Below are 26,339 nucleotides of genomic sequence, written 5' to 3'. Positions count from 1 at the left end.
ACTTAGTGGAGTTATATTATTCATTTTCAGCTTTAATCGTTTTAGCATCAATATTCGCATATCTTAATTACAGGTTTTTGAAACTTCCGAGCACGATCGGAATTATGGTGATTGCCATAGTAGTTTCTATTATTTTGGTTTCTTTTGGAGAAACTTTTTTACCGAGAACGTTCTGGCACCTTCACGATTTGATGAGTGGAATAGACTTTACAGAAGTTCTGATGGGGGCCATGCTTAATTTCCTTCTCTTTGCGGGAGGAATCCATATTAATATCGACGATCTCAAGGAACAATTCCGGCCTGTGGTGATCTTTTCAACGGCGGGAGTGGTTATTTCTACTTTTGTTGTCGGGTTTGGAATGTTTTATATTTTGCCTTTTTTAGGAATTAATTTACCATTTATTTATTGCCTTCTTTTTGGAGCTTTAATTTCTCCGACTGATCCGGTTGCTGTTTTAAGTATTTTAAAGCAGGCAAAAGTTTCAAAATCATTAGAAACTAAAGTAGCCGGAGAATCTCTTTTTAACGACGGTATGGCAGTTGTGATATTCTCAGTAGTATTACAATTGGCGATCGGAAAAGAGGTTGATTTGGGAATCGAAAGCATAGGCTTATTATTGTTAAAAGAAGCCGGTGGAGGTTTGTTCTTAGGAATTGTGCTAGGTTGGGTAACTTCCAGATTAATGCGTGAGGTGGATGATTATATTATTTCTGTTTTAGTAACACTTTCTGTCGTAATGGGCGGATATCTTATCGCAAGACAAATGCACATTTCAGGACCTTTGACGATGGTTGCAGCAGGTTTATTTATGGGTAATTTTAATGTTAGATTTAAAATGAAATCCATCACTCAGGATTATCTGATCAAATTCTGGGAGTTGATTGATGAAATTCTAAATGCTGTTCTATTTCTATTCATAGGTTTTGAATTACTAATGATCAAGGACCTTAAGCATTTTATCGTTCCAGGATTAGTTGCTATCGTAATTGTTTTATTAGCGAGAGTAATTTCGATTTGGGGACCTACCAAATTGATGAAAACAACCTTTAGTCCGCAAACGGTAAAAGTATTGGTTTGGGGAGGAATTCGAGGTGGGGTTTCCATTGCTTTGGCGATGTCTATCCCAAAAAGTGAATACAGCGAAATTATTTTAAGTATCACTTACTGTGTTGTTGTGTTTTCAATTATTGTTCAGGGACTTACCATTGCGAAAGTTGCTAATCCTAATAAAATTGCAAAAGAAGAACAAGAGCTGGGAAATATTACTTCAGATGAAAGTCGTTAATTATTTAAATATCAATGATTAATATAATTAAAGAAATAAAAGAAGCATTAGCCGTTCTATCCATTCCTGAAAAGGCAGCATTCTTTCCAAAATTCTTCAAAACCGGAATAGGAGAATATGGTGAAGGAGATTGGTTTTTAGGGGTAAAAGTTCCTGATCAGAGAAGTGTTGCTAAAGAATATTATGCTAAAATTTCTTTAGAGGAACTCAGCGAATTACTTTCTTCAAAATACCATGAACATCGATTAACTGCTTTATTCATATTAATTTCTAAGTTTGAAAAAACAAAAGATCAAAAAGTAAAAGAAGAGATCGTAGAGTTTTATCTAAATCATTTACAATATGTCAACAATTGGGATCTTGTAGATTCGAGTTGTTATAAGATTTTAGGTCGGTATGCTTTTGAAAATCAGCGAGAAGACTTACTAAAGAAGCTTTCTAATTCCGACGAAATGTGGCAAAAAAGAATTGCCGTTGTCGGAACAATGCATTATGTGAAAAAAGGTGAATTTTATTTAACTAAAGAATTTGTAACCAATAACTTAAAGCATCCTCACGATCTCATGCACAAAGCAAACGGATGGCTGCTAAGAGAAATGGGGCAGAAAAATGAAACAGAACTCATTAATTATTTAAATAAATATTATAAAGAAATGCCAAGAACCTGCCTGCGATATTCAATCGAAAAATTGGATGAAGAAGTGCGACAGGATTATCTTAAAGGCAGAATATAAAAAATAAAACTACTTAATACATTAGAATTAAGTAGTTTTGCTTTTTAAAACTAAGTCATGAAAATTATTCTCAGGCGGTTGATGCTTTTTCTTCCATTATTATTGTTAACGAGTTGTTTCGATATCATTGATAAAGTCAATGTAAAAGCTGATGGGACAGGGGAGTACACCGTTATCCTCAACGCAAGTAAAAGCAAAACCAGACTTGCTTCCATCTCTAAAATGGAAACTATAAATGGCAAAAAAGTTCCAAAAAAGCCTCAAATTGAAAGTAAAATCAATGAAGCATCAAGGATTTTTAAAGCCACTCCGGGAATCAGCAATGTAAAAACAAGTGTTGATTTTGATAATTATATCATTAAACTAAGCTGTAATTTCAAGAAAATTGAAAATATCAACGCCGGATTAGAACAATTAAAGGCTAAAAATATTCTTGGAAAAATGATTCCTACACAGATTTACAGTCAAAATGTAGGGAAATCATTTACGAGAAACAAGATCAATACATTCAAAACAGACTACGACAAGATGAGTACGGCCGATAAAGAGGTCTTTAATAATGCCAAATATACTTCTGTCTTGCAGTTCGAAAACACGATTAAATCTCAAACAAATTCTTCTTATTTGCTTTCGCCCAACAAAAAAGCGCTGAAACTTGAAGCCAACGTTTTAGATTTTATTCTTCAAAAGAAACAAATACAAAATACGATCCTTTTCCAATAATTTCAAATTTAAACCATGAAATCTATTTTAAAAAAAATACAACAAATTACGCTTTTACTTCTCGGTTTTGTGCTGGTTTTTGCACAACAAAAGATGAAAATTCCCAATGATGCTGCCTTTTACATGGAAATCAACGGAAAACAGCTGAATAAGAAAATCAACTGGGACAAATTCAATCCTTTTTTAAAGGAAATCACTCAGAAAAAGAATAAAAAAGACAAAGACAATAAAGATAAACCATCTTGGAACGATTTTTCCAAAACGGGTATTAAATACGATGCAACGCAATATCATTACGGAACTTTCAATGATTCTGTGCAATCATATACTGCTCATTTTATTTTAGATAATAAAGAAAAGTTTCTGGAATTCATTAATTCAACCAAGAAAAAAGGATTGGAAATTTCTAAGAAAAATAAATATTCTTACGTAGATATCGATGATGATATTTTTGTTGCTTGGAATGGCGATCGTGCTGTTTTAAGTGTAATTAACTATAACAAACCATATAAAGATGTTTGGACAGATGAAGTTGCTGTAGACAGTGCTATGGCTGTTGTTGATAGTTCAGCGGTGGTTGTAGATACTGCTTATGCTGCAGAACCTGAAAGACCTTTTGATTATAAGGAAGAAATTCAATATTTGAAGGATGATATTAAGTCTTTAAAAGAAAGTATAAAAGACAATAATGCTGAAATTGCAAGAGTGCAGAAAGATATCAAATATCTTGAAAAGCATCATGAATATCCAAAAGAAAAGAAAGGCGCGACAGATACGGAATATTCTGAAAATGAAGCTGAAGTAGCAGGTTCTCCTGAAAAAGATGAGGATATGGAAAATGAGGAATATGCAGTAGATTCCGACTATCAAAAAGAGATGGATTCTATACGAATAGAAAAATTCAAGGTGGTGAAAAAGCTGGCGGAAGATTCATTTGATAAGTATTTTAATTCAAATTTAGACCTTGAAGTTCCATCGCAAATGTTGGCTTTCCGTGATGCGAATTCGGATGTTTTTGTGTACACGGATTACGGAAAAATCGTTAATGAAGGAATTTACGGGAGAACAATGAAGCGTTTGGAGTTTACTCAGTTTCTGCAGAAAGCTTACAATTCAAACTCTTCATACAATCTGTATTTTGACAAAGACAAAGTAAAATTAGTCAACAATTATCAGCATAAAGATGCGAATGTTCAAAAAAGTGTCGCTGATGTTTATAAAGGAAAGAAAAATAAGAAACTGACAGCGTTAATCAACGATAAAAGCATTGGTTATTACTCTGTTAACCTAAACGGAGCCAAAAGTTTTGATATGATTTACAGTCTGTTCAAAGATCTTGGAGACGTAGAATATCAGAAAGAAGTTGAACTGATGATGGAAACAATGAAAATTGTTCTGGATGAAGAAGCCATTGCCAAAATAGCACCAGGAAACGGGATTTTTGTTTTGAATGAACTGAAATCTAAAAAAGTAGACTACACAGATTACGACTACGATGAAGATTACAATGAAAAAGAAGTAAAGAAAACGAAGGATATTATGGTTCCTAATTTCGTTTTTGCCTTCGCTACAGAAAATGAAGGCTATTGGAATCGCGTATTTAATTTATTAATAACGAATAAAAATACAGCGAAAAATTTCACGAAAAACGGTGATTTTTATAGTTTTAAAGACAAAAAAGACAGCGGATATCTTGATCAATTGTTCTTTACCGTAAAAGACGGAGTTGTGTATCTTACGACCTCAACGGAGAATATTATCCCGAAAGATCAGTCTGATATTTCTAAAAAATGGGCAAAAGAATCGGCTAAATATCCATTGTCAGGAAGGCTGAATATCCAGAAGCTTTTGGTAGGAATGGAAAAAGAATTCAAAAGTACTTCCGAGAAAAAAACGTTGGATCTGCTAAGAAAAAATATTGGCGAAGTAAATTATAAAACCGAAGTGAAAGGCGAAAGCATAGAAACTGAAATGGATTATAATATTAAAGATTTATCTGAAAACAGCTTAATGTATTTCTTCGATTTGTTCGATGATATTTATAAAATCATGGAAGAGCCAGAAAAAACATTGAAAACATTATAATTAATGAATAAAAAGAAGTTTATTGTCCCGTTAGTTCTTTTGCTCGGCATTGTTGTTTACTTTGTATTTTATCATAGAGACAAAGAATTAAAATTTGTCCCGAAAGATGCAGATGCTGTAGTTTTAATTGATGTTAAAAAACTGACGAGACAATATATTTCCAGCTTTATAATCCATCCTTCACAATGGTTTGGGAGCAAAAATAAAAGTGAAAACAAAAGTTCACTGCAAGATTCGGGGATGAAAATTCCCGATTTTTTGCAGATTTTTCACATCAAAAATTCCAAATTCTCAGATTGGTATTCTGTGATTGAACTTAAAGATCAACAGAAATTCTTAGCATTTTTAAAACAGGAAAACTTTGTAAACAAAGGAAAAAATATCTTTCAAAAAGATCAGATTTTCATTAAAATAGAAAGAGATAAATGTATTTTAGGAAGTTCTAATTTAGCTTTTGAAAATATAGATCGACAACTTTCTCAATCTTCAGAAAAAGATAATTTTAATTCAGATAGCTTTATTCATAATACTGTAGGAAGTATTTCCTTTATTTCCGGAGATAGAACCCGGAATTTTTCTATTGAATTAAATGCTGATGATATTGAAATTAAAAATGAATCAAACTCCGAAGAATTTACTTCAATTATTTCTAAGCTAGAGCAAAAAACTTCCTTTTTAGAAATGGAATTAGATGCTCAAAACATCAAAAAATACGCTCAGTTTTTCAATAAAAGTATCGCAGATTCTTCGCAAATTAATTACATAAAAGCAACTGCAGAACTTGAGCAGGTGAATGATACGATTATTAGTTACGGCTATGATGATGACTTTAATGAGGTTGAAAAAAAGAGCTTCCAGAAAATTATTCAGCCTAATTATGTGATTGATCTTCAAAGTTTAAATCCTGAAAAAACTTGGGATTATTTTCAAGATAAAAAGTGGATCAATGCGCAAAATCAATTTACGATCATTCCGTTTCAGCCTAATTATATTGAAAAAAATAATGCTGGATTTAAAATAAAATCAACCAGAAAACCTCTGCAATTATCTTCAAATTTAAAAGAAAACTATATTTTTGTCAAAAATAATTCTTTGCTTTCATCATCTTTCAATACTTTAAAATCAACTGAGAAAAAGATAATTTCTAACTTAGACTATATTTTTTACGGAAACAAAGGTCAGGATTATTACATAAAATTGAAAGCTAAAAAAGGAGATTTACCTTTGATTTTAAGATGATGAATGTAATTTCCTCGATCCTAAAATGATTAATTATTAATGAGTTCTTCTGAAATTTTTTTATTAAAAACATGCACGCATTACTTTTTACATCTGATTTTTCCGGTGTTTATTGCGTTGATATTTTTTCGTGAAAACTGGAAGACGGCTTATTTTATTCTATTAGCTACAATGCTTGTTGATCTCGATCATTTATTTGCCAATCCTATTTTCGATCCGAACAGAGGAAGTGTAGGTTTTCATTTTTTACATTCTTATTATTCTATTTCGGTGTATTTTTTGATGCTCTTTTTTAAAGGAAATATCAGGATTATTGGCATCGGACTTTTGCTTCATATGTTGACAGATCTTCAGGACTTTTACCTCTGGCCTCATTAAAATAAGATTAATATTTTCTTTTGATATTTGAATTTCAATAGATTTTTTGTATTTTGTAGACACTTATGAAATTAAAAGAACTTTTACATTATACGTATATTTTTCCTGTTCTGGCGGTCATTTATTACTTTTCCGGATTAATGGGAGGTGGAGTTATTTATGATGTAATTGCCGGCCTTTTGCTTACCGGAAGTGTTTTATCGGCAGTGCATCATGCAGAAGTGGTGGCTCACAAAGTAGGAGAGCCTTTCGGAACAATTATTCTGGCACTTTGTATTACCATTATTGAAGTTGCCTTGATTATCTCACTGATGGTTGCTGGTGGGGATGATGCGATGACACTCGCGAGAGATACGGTTTTTGCTGCTGTAATGATTATCCTGAATGGTATTTTAGGAATCTGTATTTTAATAGGAGGAGTGAAATATTACGAGCAGTTTTTTGCAAGAACTTCCGCAACAACCTATTTGGTGAGTATTGTTTCTATTTTGATATTAACTTTGGTACTTCCTAATTTTACTTCAAGCGTCAACGGACCTTTTTATAACAGAGCGCAGCTTATTTTTGTTTCTATTGCCTGTTTGGTTATTTACGGAGTATTTCTGATGGTTCAGACCGTAAGACATAGAAACTATTTCATTATTACGGATGAAGATCCCGATTCGCATTATATTCCTACTAGAAATGCAACGATCATCAGTTTCATTTTTCTGGTTATCTGTCTTGTCATTGTTGTTTTAATGGCAAAAGGACTTTCCGGAACGATTGAAGATATGGTAAGAAGTGTTGGAGCTCCAAAATCTTTGGTTGGAGTTATTATTGCGGCTGTGGTTTTACTTCCTGAAGGGGTTGCGGCAATTCGTGCAGCGAGAAGTAATCAGATACAATCGAGCTTAAATTTAGCATTGGGTTCTGCGTTGGCAAGTATTGGGTTAACGATTCCGGCGGTGTCGGTTGTTTGTATCATGTATGATATTCCTTTCGTATTGGGATTAGATAAAAAGGATATTATTCTGCTGTCTTTATCGGTATTTATTGTAATGTTATCGCTAAGTCGAGGAAAAACAAATGTTCTTTACGGAACGGTATTATTAGTGAATTTGGCAGCGTATATTTTTACAGTAATTGTTCCTTAATCATTAAATTTTTCTAGCCATTTCCATCTTGTAAGCCATTAATTTGGCGATGTTTTCAGATTTATAAATAGCCATATCGGCATTTTCGCCAACGAAATTTTCTTCGATGGTCAGTTTCCATAATTCAAGCCATTGGTCGAAATGTTTCCTTTCCATTGCTTTCATTTCATTGATGGGGAAGTGTACGGCCATTGGATTTCCTTTATAAGTCATTTGCCCGAAAAGAATAGTTTCCCAAAACGAATACATCTTTGGTAAATGTTTATCCCAATCGACTTTGGCAACATCGTTAAAGAAAAAGCTAATGGTTTCATCTTTAACGACTTTAGCATAGAATGAATTTACAAGATGTTCAATATCTTCTCTTGATTCCAGTTTTTTCATACTTCAAATTTAGTTTAAAATCAATTTAAAAATTCAATCGCTGGATTGATAAATTTCATGAAAACAATATTTTATCTTTGCGTGTTGGTTTGATTTTTTAATTGAAATTAAAAATGATTCAGTAGATTTTGCATAACATCGCTAATACCATCTGCTTTGACGCTCGCTTCGCTCGCGCCAAAAAAAGCTGTAGAAAATCAAGCCAACAAAAAAACAAAAATGATTTAAAAAAATGGCAAGAGGATTCAGACAAAAAATTCCACAGAAAAACACTGAAAATAGTGGTTTTGGAAATAGTGCTTCGGGAAGATTCATCAATAAAGATGGGCTTCCGAATGTACAGAGAAAAGGCGTTAATGTCTTTAATAGATTGAGCTGGTATCATACGATGCTTAATTTATCGACATTTCGGTTTCTGACGTATCTAGTTGTTGCGTATATTTTGATCAATATCGTTTTTGCGATGATCTATTATTTGATTGGAGTAGAACATCTTACGGGAATTGATAAAAGTGATCCGTTAAACGAATTTATTGATGTGTTTTTCTTTAGTTCACAGACTTTTACCACTGTTGGATACGGAAGAATTGCTCCGGTTGGCTTTACAGCGAGTTTGGTGGCGACTTTTGAAGCCTTTTTAGGATTACTTACCTTTGCAATCGCAACGGGTTTATTTTACGGTAGATTTTCGAGACCTAGGGCATATCTTAAATTTTCTGACATTACGGTGATTGCTCCTTTTCAGGATACGACGGCTTTGATGTTCAGATTAGCACCGTATAAAAATAATGCATTAACGGATGCTGAAGTTATTCTATCAACGGCAATTGAAGTGATTGAGGATGGAGTGGCGAAGAATAATTTTTACAGATTAGACACTCAATTAGGCAAGATCAACACCTTGGCGCTCAATTGGACGGTTGTGCATAAAATAGACGAAAATTCACCGTTTTATGGCTTCTCTGAGGATGATTTTAAGAATATTAATATTGAAATTATCGTTCATGTGCGTGCATTTGATGAAGTGTTTTCAAATACCGTGGTGCAGAGATCTTCATATGTTTCGAGAGAAATTATTTATGGAGCGAAATTTACTAAGATGTATTATCCAAGCAAAGAAAATCTTACAACCGTTTTAGATTTGGATAAAATTAATGAATATGAAAAAGTAGATCTTCCCATTTTGGTGGAAGAACAATTATAAATGAATTTAGAATTTTACAAGAAACAGGCTTTACTGAAACAGAAAGAGCATAAAAAATTTCTGGACGGATTAAAGAAAAAACCGCCCAAGAACCTTGATTATGTCGTTCAGGAAACCCATGAAGAGGTTTTTGAAAAGGTAGATTGTCTACAATGTGCTAACTGTTGCAAAACTACAGGTCCTTTATATACAGAAAAAGATATCGAGCGAATTTCAAAACATCTGCGTATGAAACCGGCTGATTTCGAGGCTAAATTTCTGCGTGTAGATGAAGATGACGATAAAGTTTTACAAAATCTGCCATGTTTTTTTCTGAATGGTGATAATACGTGTTCAATTTATGATGTTCGACCTAAAGCTTGCAGAGAATATCCGCACACAGATCGTAAAAAGATTTACCAGATTAATGATTTAATGATGAAAAATACCGTAATCTGTCCCGCAGCCTTTGAATTTGTTGAACGAATTATGAAAAATTTGGAAAAATAATTTATAATCCCAATTCGTCTTAAAGAGTTATAAAGTACGTTAAATAAGGATTTTAGATATAATATTAATGGAATGTGGGTCGTTTTAAAAGTATTAAACAACCATTTAAAATTTATATTATGAAGAAGTTAATCTTAACAGCAGCGTTTACATTAGTCGGAGTAATCGCGGTATCGGCTCAAACAGCAACGCAAAAGCCTGCGGAAACGAATAACCAAACATCAACTCAAGCTCAGACTCAAGGATCTTGGAATACAGCTACGGCTACACAAGGAGCAACTGCAACTACACCAAGTACAACCACTGCAACGACAACAATTGATGGTGCAGCAACAACGGCAACTACCGCTGATGCAACGGCAACGGTAACAGCAGATACGAGCATGGAGGCTACGAAGCCAGCAGACGCAACGAAAGAAGAGAAAAAGTCTAAAAGAAAAAAAGCAAAGTAGAAAATAGTCTTTTATAATCAATGAAAATCCTGGAATGTAATATTTCAGGATTTTTTTTGTGAACTTTTATAGTTTTCACCAAAAAAAGAATTATATATTGATTATTTTTTTAAATTTGATTTTAATAAACACACACAAATGATAGAAAACATGACCCGCAAGGAGGATGCCTCATTGACCTTTGCATCTAATCAATATCCACACAGCAATTATCTGCATAAAGTTCTTTATATTCTAAAGGCTGATTCTAAAGTTATTCACGATTATAATCTGTTAAAGAACTAAGGTGATGGCAAATAATTTAATTATTACAGGAAATACAAATCCCGAAATAGGAAAAGAAATACATTACAGTATCTTTCAGCATGCACCTAATTTTACAGTAGAAAATCCACTGTTTCTAAACTCAGTTGAAAAAGCAGAATGGCAAGTTCTCATACTGGAACACGGAAAATGGCGTAAAACATCTGAAAACACCAAAAAAGGTGATAATATATCTTATACTTTCACACAAAACAGTCTTTGGAGAGAAGGAATAAAACTTGTCGTAACAAAAGGAAACGACAAAGGAGAATTAATTATTAAAACAAGGAAAGCTGGACAACCCAAAATTCTAAAAATAGACCTTCTGGATGTTAATTATAATAAAGTTACAAAACCCCTGCATTATTTTGATATCTTAATCGCAAGAGCTCAATGTACAGAAATGGAAGGTGAAAAACTTCACTTCACTCTTTGGGAAGACGATGCTCTAAAATCTGGGCATAACAAAATCAATGAGATCAATAGAATAAATCCTGTTCCAATTCCTGCAACTGTAAAAAGAGGTAAGGCTGAAGTAAAATTCAATATGGCTTTTTATACTCAGGCATCAATGATTGCCAATATGCAATTAGCTAAAGGTGATAAAAGTGAAGGTAAGAACCATGAATATTATGTAACAGCAGATTATTACGGAAAACTTGAAGCCAGCAATAATGTAAATATAAAAGTAGATTCTTCTTCTTTGACGCCAGTAAGCATGGAAGATATTCTAAAAAAGATAGAAGAAGATAAAGTACAGAAACAGAAAGATACACAAAAGCCAAAGGTAAATAAACGTCCGACTCCACCACCACCAACTCCAAAAAAGGATACTTATAAAACACCTATAACTCCAAAGGCAAAAACTAAGGCTTCTGATCCAAAAGGGAAAATTATAAGTGTTGAGTTCGTAGACTTTTTGGGAAAACCTTACCAAAACATGAAGTTTGGAACGCAGGTAAAAGCCAAAATCATTTCCAAAGACATGAAAGGAAAAACCATAAAACTGAAAATATGGGAAGATGATATTTCAGATCAATTGGTTTATGAGAATAATTATGTTTTAGGTGGAGATGAAAGTTACGCAACCATTAATCTCACCAATGAAATGCGCAAAAAAGGTGATGATTTTAAAGAAGGTAGTGAACAGGAATATTTTTTAGAGATAGAATATGCAGGACAAAGTGTAGATTCTGAGGTGATTAATGTGAATGATTCTGCGCCTAAGATTAAAGTGGAGACTGGGGTGAGTACTTCGGGTGTGAAAGCTAAAAAAGCAGATCAGAAAAAAGAAGAAAAAAAGTCTAATGGAAAATGTTCGTGTAATAATAATATCACAAAAGAAGAATTAAAAAATATTGCTCCTTATGCAAAAGTAACTAATATTGATAAATATTTTGAGGGCTTTAATATAACCTTTAAAAAATTCAATATTAATACTTGTCTGCAAAAGATACATTTTTTTGCACAAGTAATTCATGAGTCAGGAAGTTTTAGATATAATGTTGAACAAGGAAATTCTGAATATTTAGCGAAATATGGAGGATGGCATGGAAGAGGATTAATACAGCTTACAACAAAACCAAATTATTTGGCATTTGAAAGAGCAATTGGAGAGGATGTAACTTCTTCAAGTTTAGCAAGAGATAAGGTGACAAAATCTCCATATGCAGTATATTCAGCTGGTTGGTTCTGGGATAAGCATGCTATACTCAATACTCATGCGGAAAGTAATGATTTTATTTATATTACTTATAGGGTAAATGGTGGGTTTAATCATATAGATGATAGACTAGAAAATGTAAAAAGAGGTTTTAAAATATTATATTCAAACTGTGTTAATAATGATGGAAAAACGACAGAATATAAATTTAAAAGCAGTAAGACTTATGAAGATAAAAAAGCATCATTTGCATGGGGGCTTTGGCATGATCCAAAATTTAGCAAAGACGGATGTAGAAAAAGTAAACATCTAGCATTAGAAGGATATAAAAGATTCGTAGAACTGACTGATGAAGCAGATTCAACAACTAATTATTATAGTATACAAAAGCTTATACATTTTTCAGATTTAGTATATACAAAAACCATAGCCGGAAAGGTTAAAAAATTTGTAAATATTAGAAAAGCATCGTTAAAAAGAATAAAAGAATTAGAAAATGAATAGATATATAATCTCTATGATTGTTCTTTTACAGTTTATCTATTGTAAAAAGACAGAACCTCAAAAAGTTTTAAATTCAAACAATAAAGAAATATCTATCCAGAATATTTCTCAAAAAAATATCACAGATACAATACATGGTTATTTTAACAACGATAATATAATAGATTATATTGAAATAAATACTAAACCGTCTGAGGAAAAAGAGCTTAGTATTTATTTAGGATCTTATCAAAACCAATTTAAAAAAATAAAATCAATCACAATTACTAATGATGATTTTAGCGAAGTTGAAAATCCTATTGAGAATTTTTTTGTCTCAAATGGTAAAGTTGGAGAAATAATAATTGGATCTTCTTGTTGTGGAAATTTTAAAACAACAGAAACATATAATTATAAATATTTAAATAATAATTGGTTTTTATATAAAACATTAGTTTCTACTGTCGACGATGATTTTATACCTATAATAAATCTGAATCTAAATGATTTATCTGAAAGTATTAACGGAGAAAAATCAGCAAATAATAAATTAGTTTATTCTAAAGAAATAGAGGATTCAAAATCTCAAAATCTCAATCTTTTCAATGAAAAACTTAATTTATTTAAAAAAAATTATCTCAATAAAACTATTAAAAACATAAATGGAATTGATCTAGATAGCATAACTGAATTATTATATTTTTTTCCTCTTCAAGAAAACAACTTGAATAATTATAATGATTTAGCTTTTTATAACATGTATACAAAAGATGGTTCCATTGGTTCAATATTTTTGTTAAAAGAAATCGTCAATAAATTTCCAGATCGTATAGTCTCTTATATCAATCTTGGAGATGCTTATTGGGAGTTCGATAATCAACAAAAAGCAAGAGAAGCATATCAAAAATATATAGATTTAATGAAAATTCAAAATAAAGATTTAAACAAGATTCCTAAACGTGTTTATGAAAGATCTAAATAAAAATCAGACAAGTTAAAAGTATTTTTCATTTAACAAAAACAAAAAAAGCGTTGAAATAAATCAACGCTTTCTCCTTTCACTTTTTACTTTTTTCCCATTTATAATCCCGGGAACAGGCTGTATCAAAAAAGGTCGGGAAAATTTCCCAACCTTTATATTTTTATACTACTCCTTGAGCTAACATTGCTTCTGCAACTTTCACGAAGCCGGCGATATTTGCGCCTTTTACGTAGTTTACATAGCCGTCTTCCTCTTTTCCGTAGTCTCTACAAGCTTTATGAATTCCGATCATAATTTCTTTCAGTCTAGCATCAACTTCCTCAGAAGTCCAGTTTAGACGGATAGAGTTTTGAGTCATTTCTAATCCTGAAGTAGCTACACCACCAGCGTTAGACGCTTTACCAGGAGAGAATAATACTTTGTTGTCTAAGAAATAGTTGATAGCGTCTAGTGTAGAAGGCATGTTTGCAGCTTCAGTTACACAAAGACATCCGTTTTCAACCAATAATTTTGCATCTTCTAAGTCTAGTTCGTTTTGAGTTGCAGAAGGGATGGCAACATCACACTTCACTTCCCAAGGACGTTTTCCAGCGAAGAACTGTGCAGAAGGATATTTTTTAGCATAATCCTCAGCTCTGTTGTTTCCTGAATTTCTAAGCTCTAATAAATAATCGATTTTATCTCCATCGATTCCGTCTTTATCATAAATATATCCATCTGGTCCGGAAATAGTTACTACTTTTCCTCCTAGTTCAGATATTTTTTTGATAACTCCCCAAGCTACGTTTCCGAAACCTGAAACACTTACCGTTTTATCTTTGAAAGTTTGGCCGATCGTTTTAAGCATCTGCTCAGCGAAGTAAACAACACCGTAACCTGTAGCTTCAGGACGGATCAATGAACCTCCGTAAGCAAGACCTTTACCAGTCAATACTCCTGTAAATTCGTTTTTGATTTTCTTGTACTGTCCGAATAAATATCCGATCTCTCTTGCTCCAACTCCGATATCTCCTGCAGGAACGTCCGTTTCAGGACCGATATGCTTACATAATTCTGTCATGAAAGCTTGGCAGAAACGCATAACTTCCATATCAGATTTTCCTTGTGGATCGAAGTCTGAACCTCCTTTACCACCTCCCATCGGAAGAGTAGTTAATGAGTTTTTGAATACTTGTTCGAAAGCTAAGAATTTAAGAACTGACAAGTTTACCGTAGGATGGAAACGGATTCCTCCTTTGTATGGCCCGATCGCAGAGTTCATCTGAATTCTGAAACCTCTGTTTACCTGGATTTCTCCTTTATCGTCAACCCATGGAACTCTGAAAATAATGATTCTTTCAGCTTCCGCCATTCTTTCTAGAAGTTTCATTCCCGTATATTCCTTTTTGGTCATAATAAACGGAATTACAGTCACAGCAACTTCTTTTACAGCTTGTAAAAATTCTGGCTCGTTAGGGTTTTTTGCCTCTATTTTTGCAATAAACTCCTGAATTTTCTGGTCAATATTATATTGTTCCATATAGTAAGGTTGAATATTATTGTCAACAAATTTAATTTTTTTTTCGAAATTCACAACACCTTATTTAATAATTGCTGAAAATTTAATAATAACGGGGCGAAATATTATTAAATCCATAATTTAGGTTCAAATCTTGTTGAAAATTAAATGTTATGTGTGAAATAATGCAATATTAAGAAATAGTTAAATCTCAAATTGCTGTAAATTGCCTCCCGGAATACGATTTCACTTTCCCCAAAAGCTCTAATTCTAAAATTACAGGCAAAATTTTGTGTGAAGGCAATGATATTTTCTGGGCAAGATCATCCAAAGTTATTTGTGGATTTTCAATAATGGAATTATAGATTACTTTTTGATTTTCAGTTAATTGAATGATTTCTTTACTGCGCGGAAATAATTCCTCAGTTTTATGATACGACTTATTAAAATCCAATGAATTAATAAGATCTTTAATCGTTGAAATTGCACTCGCTTTATGCTGAAAAATCAGTTGATTACAGCCCTGACTGTATTTATCTGTGATTTTTCCGGGAAGGGCAAAAACTTCTCGGTTATAATTGTTTGCAAACGTTGCAGTGCTTATTGAGCCTCCTCCAAAAGCTGTTTCTACAACAATTGTTGCGGGAGAAATGCCGGCAACGACTCTGTTTCTTTGGATGAAATTTTCTCTATCCGGTTTTCTTGAAGAATTGAATTCCGTAAATAAAGCGCCATTATTTTCAATGATTTTTTCAGACAGTTTTCTATTTTTTGCCGGATACAAAGTATGAAATCCATGCGCTAAAACTGCAACTGTAGCTATTTGATTTTGAATAGATTGCTCATGAACTTCTTTATCAACACCCAACGCCAAACCACTCACGGAAATGTAATTACCCGATTTTGTTTCTTCGAAAAAATCCTGTATAAATTGTTTACCGTAAAGTGACATGTTTCGCGTCCCGACAACGCTCACTGCTTCTAAAGAATCATCAAAGTTTCCTTTTTGATAAAGAATAGCCGGAGCGTCATCACATTCATTCAATAATCTTGGAAGTTGATTCAGATGTCTTAATCTTATTTGAATTTTATTGTTTTCGCAAAATTTAAGTTCTTTTTCTGCAAATTCCAAATAAGCGTGATTTCCAATTTCTGAAACTGTTTTTCTGCCAATGCCGTCTACTTTATTATATTCTTTTTTTGCATTTTCCCAAGCATTTTTCGCAGTTCCAAATGTTCGGACAAGCTTGAGAAAATTAATGTCACCAATAAGATTACACTCGCGTAAAGCGATGGAGTAGAGTTGTTCTTCAGAATACATTTGTGTTGTTTTATGTCACAAATGTAGAAAAATTAGTTTTATTTTGTCCTTAATTCATCCAAATGATCCCAAATATCGTCTCTTTTTTTATAAGGTAATTCTAAGAAATCATCGGGATGGTTTTCTTTGTATTCCTGCCAAAGTTTATCATCTTTTTCACTGTAATAATTAGGAAATTCCCAAATATATTTCTTCTTTTTTTCTCCTACTTTTTTAAATGCAAAAGCAATAATACTTCCTACAACCGCTCCGGAAAGATGCGCCTGCCAAGAGATTTTGCTGGGTTCCTGTAGATTGTAGAACATTTCTTCAGGAAACATTCCCCAGATTAAACTTCCATAATATAAAACGACTAATAAGGAGATTGTCAAAAGTTTCATTTCCCATTTAAAAACACCGCTGAAAAAAAGGAAAAAAGCCAAAACATACACAACACCGCTTGCTCCGATAGTACATGTATAAATATATTCGCCGGTAGAAATATCAACTGGCGGTAACAGCCAAACTAAAAGACCTGTCGCCAGCCAGCCTAAAATAAAGACTTTATTAGCTACTAGAGGATAGAATTGATATAAAAGAAACATCAGCACCGCAATTGGAATCGAGTTTCCTATGATATGATCCAGATTTCCGTGTAAAAGAGGAGAGGTGACGATTCCCAATAAACCTTCTGGCAATAAAGGAATGATCGCTCCAAAGCAACTTTCAAAAAAGCCCTGCATCTGTAAAAAGTAGCCGAACCACATTGCAGCAAGCATTAGCAGTGGATATAGAATAGCTCTTTTGGAAATTACATTTTTAAACATGAATATCTTACGTCAAATGAAACGCCAAGGATAAATTTCGGAAAATTTGGCGATGATTTCATTGATCCTCAATTATTTTAAGACAAAACGCTATGATTTTAATCAGTTTTAAAATTTAAACAAAATTTTTTGTCATTGAAATTTACAAACTGGCTTAGTTTTAGTATGTTAATGCTGAAAAAATACGGTGTTGAGAAGATTCATGTTGGGACAGGTTTGTTTCAACCAAAATTATATTGATATTTTTGTAAATGAAAATCTTAAAGAATGAAGAAGTTTTTATTGGTTCTTTCCGGTTTTGTTGGATTATATGCAAAAGCTCAGGAAGAATTAAAGAAAGATACGATTGTAGTAGATACAGTAAAACACTGGTCTGTTTTAGGTAAAAATTCATTGATGTTTAATCAGGCTGCCTTTTCAAACTGGGTCGGCGGTGGAGCTAACAATGTTGGTTGGCTTGCAGGAACTGATTACAACATTACCTACGAAAAAGGCAAGGATCTTTGGGAGAATATTATAGTCTTAAATTACGGACAAAATAATACCCAAGGTATCGGAATGAGAAAGACTCAGGATGTTATTAATATTTCTACCAATTATGGAAGGCAGTTTTCAAAAAGCTGGTATTTGTCTGGTGGTGCGGGTTTACTTACTCAGTTTGCAGCAGGATATGAAGACGGAAATAATCCTGAAGCTAAAAAAATATCCAATTTTATGGCTCCTGGATATCTGAACTTTGGTTTGGGTATCACATATAGACCGAATGATAATCTTACCGTTACAATGCGTCCTGCCAATGCGAGATGGACTTTGGTTCTTGATAAAGAGCTTCAACTTGCAGGAAACTACGGTTTGAAACAGGACGGTGATTCCTCTTTATTACAGTTCGGTTTTCTGGGAACAGCTTTGTATAAAGTGAAATTGATGGAGAATGTAAGTCTTACAAATACCGCTTCCGTGTTCTCAAATTATCTTGATCATCCGGACAGATTAGTTGTTGCTTATGGAGCTGTTTTAAACTTAAAAGTGAACAAATTTTTATCTTCAAATGTAACTGTAGATGTTTTGTATGACCATAATCAGATTCAAAAAACGCAGTTGAAGCAGACATTAGGAATTGGTCTTGCTTACACTCTTAATAATGGGGTAAAAAGGTCCGACAGAAAAGACAGTCAATGGTGGCTTAAAAAATAGAATGCTGGAAATAGCATATTGAAAAGCAATTCAGAAATGGGTTGCTTTTTTTGATTTTAAATAAAGTTGCTTTTTAAGTAGATTTAAGTTCAAGCTTTAAAATTTAAGTTAAATATGATTTAACGTTCAGATAAATAAAGTATTATGTAATGAATATTTATGTCAAAATTGAGTGATTTGTTTTTTAACAAAAATTATATTTATATTTTTGTGTTAATAAAATCCTTCAAACTATGAAAAAAAGTTTATTACTAATTTCCATTTCTCTTGGAATAAGTGCGGCTGCACAGGAAACAAAAGCTGATGCACCAGTCGTAGATACTACAAAATCTTGGTCTATTCAGGGGCAAAATACTTTAATGCTAAATCAGGCTGCCTTTTCAAATTGGGTAGGCGGAGGAGCCAATAACGTTGGTTGGCTTGCCGGAGTTAATTACAACATGACCTATGAAAAAGGCAAGGATCTTTGGGAAAACATCGTAATTCTTGGCTACGGACAGAACAATACAAAGGGTGTCGGAACAAGAAAAACGCAGGATGTTATTAATCTTTCAACCAACTACGGGAGAGAATTTAGAAAGAACTGGTATCTTTCCGGAGGTGCAAGTTTGCAAACCCAGTTTGCGGGAGGTTATGAAGATGGAAACAATCCTGACGCAAAGAAAATTTCCAATTTTATGGCTCCGGGATATGTAAATGTTGGTGTTGGTGTAACTTACCGTCCTAATGATAATTTTACGATGACGCTTCGTCCTGCAAATGCCAGAATAACTTTTGTTTTGGATGAAGATTTACAGTATGCAGGAAGTTATGGTTTAAAAAATGACGGAGATTCTTCACTTTTCCAGTTCGGTTTCTTGGGAACGGCAATTTATAAAGTGAAACTGATGGAAAATATTAATCTTACGAATACAGCTTCTGTATTTTCAAATTATATAGACCATCCCGAAAGATTAGTTCTTGCTTATGGAGCAGTTCTTAATATGAAAATCAACAAGTTTATCTCTTCAAATATTACAGTGGATGTATTGTATGATCATAATCAGATCAGAAAAACTCAGTTGAAGCAGACTTTAGGAGTTGGTTTTGCCTATAATTTGGATAATGGGAAGAAGCGTTCTGAGAAAAAGGATAATCAGTCTTGGATGAAGAAATAATCTAATTTCTGTAAAAAACAAAAAAGCACTTCAATTTGAAGTGCTTTTTTATGTATCAATTTATTTTTAGAACTCTATGTCTACGTTTAGTTTCTCTGCCAAAAGTTTTGAAACTTTCTCTTTAAGAGGTTCAATATCGATATTCTGCATTGCATCATTAGCAAACGCATATAACAATAAAGCTTGTGCTTCTTTTTTAGAAATACCTCTTGCTCTTAGATAAAATAATGCATCTTCATTCAATTGTCCAACCGTACAGCCGTGAGAACACTTCACATCGTCTGCGAAAATCTCTAACTGAGGTTTTGTATCAATTGTAGCACCTTCGCTTAATAAAACGTTGTTATTTTGCTGATATGCATTCGTTTTCTGAGCGATTTTATCAACAAAAACTTTTCCGTTAAATACTCCGTGAGCATTATCTTTGAAAATACCTTTATAATTCTGGTAACTTTCACAGTTGGGAGTCTTATGATGAACCGCCGTGTGGTGGTCTACCAATTGGTCTTTCCCAATAATTGTGATTCCGTTCATGAATGAATTAATGTTTGATCCATTATGAATAAAATCAAGGTTATTTCTAACCAATTTACCTCCGAAAGTGAACGTGTTTACCGTTGTTAAACTGTCTTTTTCCTGTTTTGCAAAAGTGCTGTCAACAAGATAAGACGTATGGTTATCGTTTTGAAGTTTATGCCAATCTGCTTTTGCATTTGGATAGGTGAAAATCTCCGTTACAGAATTTGTCAATACAAATGTATCATCAAAATTGTGGTGACTTTCAATAATTTCCACTTTAGCTCCATCTTCTACGATCAACAGGTTTCTTGTGTTGTAGAATGTGTTTTCTTCTTGATTTTGAGAAATATAGAAAACATGGATTGGTTTTTCAATCACTACATTTTTCGGAACTTTCAGAAAGAAACCATATTTGCAGTATGCAAGATTTAAATCTGTAAAAGCCGAATTTCCGTCAGCAATTGTATTAAAATATTTATCAAAAACTTCTTTGTGATTCTCGTCATTCAAAGCGTAATTGAATGATAAGAATTCTACGTTTTCGATAGAAACTTTAGATAATTCTTTATGAAGTTTACCGTTTACAAAAACGATCCAGTCAAAATTTTCTTCTCCTAAATGCAATTCGTCGAATTGCTCTTTAGTAATATTGTGACTTTCTTTCGGGAAAAAGTTATAGTTTTTCTCCGTGATCTCTTTGATGTTGGTATATTTATATTCTTCGTCCTTTTTGGTAGGAAAACCAATGCTTTCAAACTTTTGAAGAGCAGATTTTCTATCTTCATCCAGAAATCTGTGACGAAGACCTTCCAAAAATTCACCGTGGTTGTCAATAATTTGATCGTATAAAGCCATTACTGCGATTTCGGCCATCACACCTTTTTTATATATTTGAATATTGTAATAATACTGCGGTTTTTCCGCTTTGTTTTTTAGTTAAAATTGATAAAATCTTAGCTAAAAACTTTTTCTTCTTAATTAAGAAGCCAATCGTAACCTTTCTCTTCAAGCTCTAAAGCAAGAGATTTGTCTCCTGTTTTGATGATCTTTCCGTCTGCTAAAACGTGTACAAAATCAGGTTGAATATAGTTAAGCAATCTTTGATAGTGGGTAATCAAAAGAACTGCATTTCCTTCATTTTTGAATGTATTTACCCCATCTGCAACGATTCTCAACGCGTCAATGTCTAATCCTGAATCTGTTTCATCAAGAATAGCCAATTTTGGGTTAAGCATCATCATTTGGAAGATCTCGTTTCTTTTCTTTTCACCTCCTGAAAAACCTTCATTTAATGATCTAGAAAGGAAATCTTTTTTAATTCCCAACTGCTCAGACTTCTCACGAATCATTGCTAACATCTCTTTTGCAGACATGTCTTCCAATCCGTTTGCTTTTCTGGTTTCGTTTAAAGCAGCTTTGATAAAGTTGGTTACCGAAACCCCAGGAATTTCCACAGGATACTGGAAAGAAAGGAAAATACCTTTGTGCGCTCTGTCTTCCGGAGCATCTTCAATGATATTCTCACCTTGAAAAAGAATTTCTCCGTCTGTAACTTCATACTCTTCTTTTCCTGCAATTACAGAAGAAAGAGTAGATTTTCCGGCTCCGTTTGGTCCCATGATCGCATGAACTTCACCCGGTTTTATTTCTAGATTGATACCTTTTAAAATTTCTGCGCCATCTGCAATTTTGGCGTGCAAGTTTTTTATATTTAACATATGTTCAAGTTTATCGCAAGGTTAGACTAAGATTTTTTAATCTCCTTTGCTTTTTTAAGATAAACAAAGGCGCTAACGCTTATCAATGAAATACTATTTCTTATTCTTAATTTATATCTAAAATTTATCAAGACCGTTTGCTATTCTCATGACACCATTTTTAAACAGTTGGGAGTTGAAGTTTATCAACATTCCAAGTTTATAGTCTCCAAGTCTTAAATAATTTTTTAATTGTGCTGCATGAAAATTATTTAAATTTTCAACGGATTTAATTTCTAAAACAACTTTGTTTTCAATTAATAAATCCATTTTAAAAGCATTTTCCAGCAATAGTTCTTCGTATTGGATGTTCAGAGGTTTTTGTCTTTCAACTTTTACATCTGATTTCTTTAATTCATAGAAAAGACATTCTTCATAAATACTTTCGTATAATCCAATTCCTAATTTTCTATAGATTTTTAATCCACTTTCAAAGACAATCTTTGAAATTTCATTTTCGGTCATTTGTGTAATTTTCGCAAAGATACACAAGTTAATTGTAGGAATGCAATTTAAAACTTGTATTACTTTCCTAAGCGTTAGCGCCTTTGTTTATCTTTAAAATAAATAATTAGCAACTAAAAAATCTTAGTCTAACCTTGCGATAAAAATTACCCAACTGATCCTTCTAATGAAATTTCCAACAATTTCTGCGCTTCAATAGCGAATTCCATTGGTAATTTATTTAAAACTTCTTTACTGAAACCGTTTACGATCAAAGCAATTGCTCTTTCCGTATCAATACCTCTTTGGTTACAGTAGAAAATCTGATCTTCACCGATTTTTGAAGTCGTAGCCTCGTGCTCTAACTGAGCTGTAGGGTCTTTAATTTCAATGTAAGGGAAGGTGTGTGCACCACATTCGTTACCCATTAGTAAAGAATCACACTGAGAGAAATTTCTCGCTCCTTTTGCAGAAGGCATTACTTTTACCAATCCTCTGTATGAATTCTGAGATTTTCCTGCAGAGATTCCTTTAGAAATGATCGTTGATCTGGTATTTTTACCAATGTGGATCATTTTTGTCCCTGTATCTGCATATTGGTGGTTGTTGGTAACCGCAATAGAGTAGAATTCCCCAATTGAGTTATCACCTTTCAAGATACAAGACGGATATTTCCAAGTAACGGCAGAACCTGTTTCAACCTGAGTCCAAGAGATTTTTGCATTTCTTTCGCAAAGTCCTCTTTTCGTTACAAAATTGAAAACACCTCCTTTTCCTTCTTCATTTCCTGGATACCAGTTTTGAACGGTTGAATATTTAATTTCAGCGCCATCCATTGCGATAAGTTCTACAACGGCAGCGTGAAGCTGGTTTTCGTCTCTTGACGGAGCTGTACAGCCTTCAAGATAAGATACATAACTTCCTTCATCGGCGATAACGATCGTTCTTTCAAACTGACCTGTTCCTGCTTGATTGATACGGAAATACGTAGACAATTCCATTGGACATCTTACGCCTTTTGGAATATAGCAGAAACTTCCGTCAGAAAATACTGCGGAATTTAGGGCTGCATAAAAGTTATCTCCTCTAGGAACTACTTTACCAAGATATTTCTTAACAAGATCCGGGTGATTTTTAATCGCCTCAGAAATTGAACAGAAAATAATTCCTTTTTCCATTAACGTGTCCTGAAAGGTCGTTTTAACAGAAACTGAATCTATTACAATATCTACAGCAACTCCTGAAAGTCTTTTTTGTTCTTCAATATTGATTCCTAATTTTGCAAAAGTTGCCAATAATTCAGGATCTACTTCATCTAAGCTTGCCAATTCAGCGTTTACTTTCGGAGCAGCGTAATATTTTATGGCTTGAAAATCTGGTTTTGTATATTTAATGTTTGCCCAATCTGGCTCAGTCATCTTTAGCCAAATTCTATAAGACTCCAAACGCCATTCAGTCATCCATTCCGGCTCTTCTTTTTTAGCAGAAATAGCACGAACGATATCTTCATTTAAACCAATCGGGAAATCTTCATAATCGATCTTTGTTTCCCAACCGAATTCGTATTTTTTATTTTCTAAATCGACCCTCAAGTCGTCTTCAGTATATTTACTCATTTTAATAGATTTTAGAGGTTAAATTTCAGATGTTAAAAATTCGCAATGTGCTAACTTCTAACCTCATATTTCTAACTTCTAATTATAAAGAAAAACTCTCTCCACAACCACACGTTCTGGATGCATTAGGATTGTTAAAAACAAACCCCTTTCCGTTTAATCCTCCTGAATACTCAAGAATTGTTCCTGCCAGATAAAGGACAGCTTTTTTCTCAACAACAATTTTTACGTCGTTATCTTCAAAAATCTGATCTGTGTCTGCTTTTTGATTGTCGAATCCCAAAACATACTCTAAACCAGAACATCCTCCACTTTTTACCCCTACTCTTATATAATCTTCAGCAGGGTTGAAGCCATCTTCCGTCATAAGTTGGATAGCTTTTGCCTTTGCTTGGTCTGATACTTTTATCATTGTATTTATTTAGAATGATTTAATCTTGCAAAAATACGAACTAATTTCCGCAATCTCAAATTGAAGCTATCTATTTTAATGATTCTAATCTTATTAAGTTGATTATCGATATGATTGTTAATGTTAAAATTGTATAAATTTTCTATCACAAATCAGGAAACTCTGTTTTTGATTTAACTTTGAATAGGATTTTTTATCTATAAAAGAAATAATAATGAAAAATAAAGTACTTGTTTTTTTAGCGCTGTTTTTGGTAACAATGTCTTACGGACAGACTACAAGATACATTTATGAAACTTCGGTGAATCCGGATTCAATTAATCTGGTAAGCCTAAAGAATGAAAAAACTTTTTTGGATATTAAAGACAATCGATCTTTATTTATCAGTGAGAATAAATTAATTAAAGATTCTTTATTCTCGACATTTAAACTTGACGAAAAAAAAGATATTAAAAAAGAAGAAAAAGATTTTTCAAAACTCGGAATCAAAAAACATGTTGAGCCTACTTTTTTTGAATATTATATAACTAAAGATATTCCTGGACAGAAAGTTTATTATTACGATAGAGTAGTCGGGAAGCAAATTTATTATCAGGAAGACAGACCTGTAAAGTGGGAGATAACAGATGTTACAGAGAAACAGAATGGGTATCCGTCCCAAAAAGCAGTTGCCAATTTTGGAGGGAGAGTTTGGACGGCATGGTTCACAAAAGATATTGCGATTTCTGACGGCCCCTACAAACTTTCTGGCTTACCTGGACTAATTGTGAAATTAGAAGATGATAAAGGCGATTATAAATTCGATCTTATTAAGAAAATTATAGTTAAAAATGCTTTTGAAGAACCCATTAGTTCTGATGTCAAGCTAAGTACAAGAGTAAATTTTAATGGAGATAAAGCCGCATTGGAGCTAGAATTTATAAAAAACAAAAGACTGGGTAGTAATGGAGATGGAATGCAAAGTTTTAACGGCGGTGGCGGAAAACATGGCGGCGGAATGGGCGGAATGAGAGGCGGCAATCACTTAGGTGGTGGTGAAGGAATGTCTCACAGAGGAGGAATGGACGGTAATAATCCATCAATGCAAAGCACTAACACAGAAAATACTTCTTTTAAAAACAATATTAACCAAAACCCAATTGAATTAAAATAAATTTAAAATGAAAAAAATAGGAATCATTGCTTTAGCATTATTCATGCAGAATATCTATGCACAAGCCAACAGATTTGTGTATCAGGTAACCATGAAACCGGATGCAGCAAACAAAACTGATATAAAAACCGAAAACGCATACTTAGACATTTCAGCAGAAAAATCAATGTTCTATTCTGAAAACAGATTGAAAAGAGATTCTATCATGCAGCAAAACTTTCAAAGCGGTGGTGCAAGGGGTTTTAACAGAGACCAGATGGAAGGTTTACGTTCAAGTATTAATTATTCAATAGAAAAAGATAAAACCAACCAAAAGACATTCTTTAAAGACAGAATAGGTCGAGATAACTATTCTTACGAAGAAGATCGTCCTTTAAGCTGGAAAATCCTTCCCGAAACAACAAAAATCGGAGAATATAAAGTACAAAAAGCTGAAACTGATTTTGCTGGAAGAAAATGGACGGCTTGGTTTACAACAGATTTACCTTATCAGGATGGACCGTACAAATTTACAGGACTTCCTGGATTGATTGTAAAAGTGGAAGACGCTCAAGGAGAATATTCTTTTGACTTAATGAAAAACTATAAAATCGCCGATTTTCCAACGATGAATCAATTTGGAAATACGATTAAAGTAAAAAGAGCAGATTATTTAAAACAACAGGAAAAATATAGAACCGATCCTATGTCATTCATGAGCCAACAAGGTGGCGGATTTTCACAAACCAGAATAGGTGGTGGAGGAATTGCTTCACCAAGATCAGGCGGCGGAAATGGCCGTGGCGGAAATCAAAATCCTGCCGAAATGAGAAAAAGAATGGAAGACAGAATAAAAGAGGAAGCTAAAAATAACAGCAATCCGATAGAATTGAAATAAAACAAAACCCTGAAGAACTTCTTCAGGGTTTTTAATTTTTATAA

The 26,339-nt window shown here is 33.2% G+C and carries 26 protein-coding genes; 17 read left to right on the top strand and 9 right to left on the bottom strand.

Annotation, left to right across the window (positions count from 1 at the left end; translation table 11 throughout):
- The first annotated feature begins 5 nt into the window (after nucleotides 1-5).
- From A0O34_RS08720 to A0O34_RS08690, 7 genes are all read left to right on the top strand, one after another.
- Nucleotides 6-1,286 (top strand): cation:proton antiporter, encoded by a 1,281-nt coding sequence (locus A0O34_RS08720; RefSeq protein WP_066753795.1) that lies wholly within the window; start codon nucleotides 6-8, stop codon nucleotides 1,284-1,286.
- A gap of 14 nt (nucleotides 1,287-1,300) precedes the next feature.
- A complete protein-coding gene (locus tag A0O34_RS08715; protein ID WP_066753793.1) occupies nucleotides 1,301-2,020 on the top strand; it encodes a DNA alkylation repair protein in 720 nt (239 codons plus the stop codon).
- A 57-nt stretch (nucleotides 2,021-2,077) separates the two neighbouring features.
- Nucleotides 2,078-2,743, top strand: a complete 666-nt coding sequence (locus tag A0O34_RS08710) for a hypothetical protein (protein WP_066753791.1) — start codon at nucleotides 2,078-2,080, stop codon at nucleotides 2,741-2,743.
- Nucleotides 2,744-2,758: 15 nt separating this feature from the next.
- Nucleotides 2,759-4,828 (top strand): hypothetical protein, encoded by a 2,070-nt coding sequence (locus tag A0O34_RS08705; RefSeq protein WP_066753790.1) that lies wholly within the window; start codon nucleotides 2,759-2,761, stop codon nucleotides 4,826-4,828.
- 3 nt (nucleotides 4,829-4,831) lie between these two features.
- A complete protein-coding gene (locus tag A0O34_RS08700; protein WP_066753789.1) occupies nucleotides 4,832-6,067 on the top strand; it encodes a hypothetical protein in 1,236 nt (411 codons plus the stop codon).
- A gap of 39 nt (nucleotides 6,068-6,106) precedes the next feature.
- Complete coding sequence (locus A0O34_RS08695) at nucleotides 6,107-6,445, top strand: DUF6122 family protein (RefSeq protein WP_066753788.1); 339 nt, start codon at nucleotides 6,107-6,109, stop codon at nucleotides 6,443-6,445.
- A gap of 65 nt (nucleotides 6,446-6,510) precedes the next feature.
- Complete coding sequence (locus A0O34_RS08690; RefSeq protein ID WP_066753786.1) at nucleotides 6,511-7,581, top strand: calcium:cation antiporter; 1,071 nt, start codon at nucleotides 6,511-6,513, stop codon at nucleotides 7,579-7,581.
- 3 nt (nucleotides 7,582-7,584) lie between these two features.
- Here the strand turns inward: A0O34_RS08690 and A0O34_RS08685 are convergent, their stop codons facing one another.
- Entirely contained in the window at nucleotides 7,585-7,965 is a 381-nt protein-coding gene (locus A0O34_RS08685; RefSeq protein ID WP_066753784.1) for a group III truncated hemoglobin, read from the bottom strand.
- Nucleotides 7,966-8,197: 232 nt separating this feature from the next.
- Between A0O34_RS08685 and A0O34_RS08680 the strand changes: the two genes are divergently transcribed.
- The 6 genes from A0O34_RS08680 to A0O34_RS08660 all read left to right on the top strand — a co-directional run bounded on the left by A0O34_RS08680 (nucleotide 8,198) and on the right by A0O34_RS08660 (nucleotide 13,541).
- Nucleotides 8,198-9,169 (top strand): ion channel, encoded by a 972-nt coding sequence (locus tag A0O34_RS08680; RefSeq protein WP_066753782.1) that lies wholly within the window; start codon nucleotides 8,198-8,200, stop codon nucleotides 9,167-9,169.
- On the top strand, nucleotides 9,170-9,658 hold the full coding sequence (locus A0O34_RS08675; RefSeq protein WP_066753780.1) for a YkgJ family cysteine cluster protein: 489 nt from the start codon (nucleotides 9,170-9,172) through the stop codon (nucleotides 9,656-9,658).
- Nucleotides 9,659-9,777: 119 nt separating this feature from the next.
- Nucleotides 9,778-10,110, top strand: a complete 333-nt coding sequence (locus A0O34_RS08670; protein WP_066753778.1) for a hypothetical protein — start codon at nucleotides 9,778-9,780, stop codon at nucleotides 10,108-10,110.
- 138 nt (nucleotides 10,111-10,248) lie between these two features.
- Entirely contained in the window at nucleotides 10,249-10,395 is a 147-nt protein-coding gene (locus A0O34_RS22330) for a hypothetical protein (RefSeq protein WP_157885984.1), read from the top strand.
- Between the two features lie 4 nt (nucleotides 10,396-10,399).
- Nucleotides 10,400-12,580 (top strand): glycoside hydrolase family 19 protein, encoded by a 2,181-nt coding sequence (locus tag A0O34_RS08665; protein WP_066753776.1) that lies wholly within the window; start codon nucleotides 10,400-10,402, stop codon nucleotides 12,578-12,580.
- Nucleotides 12,573-13,541 carry a tetratricopeptide repeat protein gene (locus A0O34_RS08660; RefSeq protein WP_157885983.1) on the top strand — a complete coding sequence of 323 codons (969 nt, stop codon included), beginning with the start codon at nucleotides 12,573-12,575 and terminating at the stop codon, nucleotides 13,539-13,541. The genes A0O34_RS08665 and A0O34_RS08660 overlap by 8 nt, the downstream gene beginning before the upstream one ends.
- Nucleotides 13,542-13,701: 160 nt before the next feature.
- Here A0O34_RS08660 and gdhA read toward each other — a convergent pair whose 3' ends face one another.
- From gdhA to A0O34_RS08645, 3 genes are all read right to left on the bottom strand, one after another.
- Nucleotides 13,702-15,060, bottom strand: coding sequence for an NADP-specific glutamate dehydrogenase (gdhA, locus tag A0O34_RS08655; protein WP_066759590.1), 1,359 nt, complete (start codon nucleotides 15,058-15,060; stop codon nucleotides 13,702-13,704).
- 190 nt (nucleotides 15,061-15,250) lie between these two features.
- Nucleotides 15,251-16,360, bottom strand: coding sequence for a DNA-processing protein DprA (dprA, locus tag A0O34_RS08650; protein WP_066753772.1), 1,110 nt, complete (start codon nucleotides 16,358-16,360; stop codon nucleotides 15,251-15,253).
- A gap of 38 nt (nucleotides 16,361-16,398) precedes the next feature.
- Nucleotides 16,399-17,166, bottom strand: a complete 768-nt coding sequence (locus A0O34_RS08645; protein ID WP_066753771.1) for a rhomboid family intramembrane serine protease — start codon at nucleotides 17,164-17,166, stop codon at nucleotides 16,399-16,401.
- A gap of 267 nt (nucleotides 17,167-17,433) precedes the next feature.
- Between A0O34_RS08645 and A0O34_RS08640 the strand changes: the two genes are divergently transcribed.
- Nucleotides 17,434-18,360, top strand: coding sequence for a DUF3078 domain-containing protein (locus A0O34_RS08640; RefSeq protein WP_066753770.1), 927 nt, complete (start codon nucleotides 17,434-17,436; stop codon nucleotides 18,358-18,360).
- Between the two features lie 233 nt (nucleotides 18,361-18,593).
- Nucleotides 18,594-19,517: a DUF3078 domain-containing protein gene (locus A0O34_RS08635; RefSeq protein WP_066753769.1), complete on the top strand. Its 924-nt coding sequence runs from the start codon at nucleotides 18,594-18,596 to the stop codon at nucleotides 19,515-19,517.
- A 66-nt stretch (nucleotides 19,518-19,583) separates the two neighbouring features.
- Here A0O34_RS08635 and sufD read toward each other — a convergent pair whose 3' ends face one another.
- The 5 genes from sufD to A0O34_RS08610 all read right to left on the bottom strand — a co-directional run bounded on the left by sufD (nucleotide 19,584) and on the right by A0O34_RS08610 (nucleotide 24,265).
- A complete protein-coding gene (gene sufD, locus A0O34_RS08630) occupies nucleotides 19,584-20,891 on the bottom strand; it encodes a Fe-S cluster assembly protein SufD (protein WP_066759588.1) in 1,308 nt (435 codons plus the stop codon).
- Nucleotides 20,892-21,010: 119 nt separating this feature from the next.
- Nucleotides 21,011-21,754, bottom strand: a complete 744-nt coding sequence (gene sufC, locus A0O34_RS08625; protein ID WP_066753767.1) for a Fe-S cluster assembly ATPase SufC — start codon at nucleotides 21,752-21,754, stop codon at nucleotides 21,011-21,013.
- A gap of 117 nt (nucleotides 21,755-21,871) precedes the next feature.
- Entirely contained in the window at nucleotides 21,872-22,258 is a 387-nt protein-coding gene (locus A0O34_RS08620; RefSeq protein ID WP_066753765.1) for a GxxExxY protein, read from the bottom strand.
- A 146-nt stretch (nucleotides 22,259-22,404) separates the two neighbouring features.
- Entirely contained in the window at nucleotides 22,405-23,853 is a 1,449-nt protein-coding gene (sufB, locus tag A0O34_RS08615) for a Fe-S cluster assembly protein SufB (RefSeq protein WP_054512335.1), read from the bottom strand.
- An 82-nt stretch (nucleotides 23,854-23,935) separates the two neighbouring features.
- Nucleotides 23,936-24,265 carry a HesB/IscA family protein gene (locus A0O34_RS08610; RefSeq protein WP_066753763.1) on the bottom strand — a complete coding sequence of 110 codons (330 nt, stop codon included), beginning with the start codon at nucleotides 24,263-24,265 and terminating at the stop codon, nucleotides 23,936-23,938.
- Nucleotides 24,266-24,479: 214 nt separating this feature from the next.
- Here A0O34_RS08610 and A0O34_RS08605 point away from each other — a divergent pair, with 214 nt between their 5' ends.
- On the top strand, nucleotides 24,480-25,418 hold the full coding sequence (locus A0O34_RS08605) for a GLPGLI family protein (RefSeq protein WP_066753760.1): 939 nt from the start codon (nucleotides 24,480-24,482) through the stop codon (nucleotides 25,416-25,418).
- 7 nt (nucleotides 25,419-25,425) lie between these two features.
- On the top strand, nucleotides 25,426-26,295 hold the full coding sequence (locus tag A0O34_RS08600) for a GLPGLI family protein (RefSeq protein WP_066753758.1): 870 nt from the start codon (nucleotides 25,426-25,428) through the stop codon (nucleotides 26,293-26,295).
- Nucleotides 26,296-26,339: the final 44 nt, after the last annotated feature.

Origin of the sequence: Chryseobacterium glaciei (genome assembly GCF_001648155.1) — a bacterium.
Lineage (GTDB): Bacteria > Bacteroidota > Bacteroidia > Flavobacteriales > Weeksellaceae > Chryseobacterium > Chryseobacterium glaciei.
The sequence above is the reverse complement of the archived record's forward strand: the minus strand, read 5'-3'. Positions and strand labels throughout refer to the sequence as shown.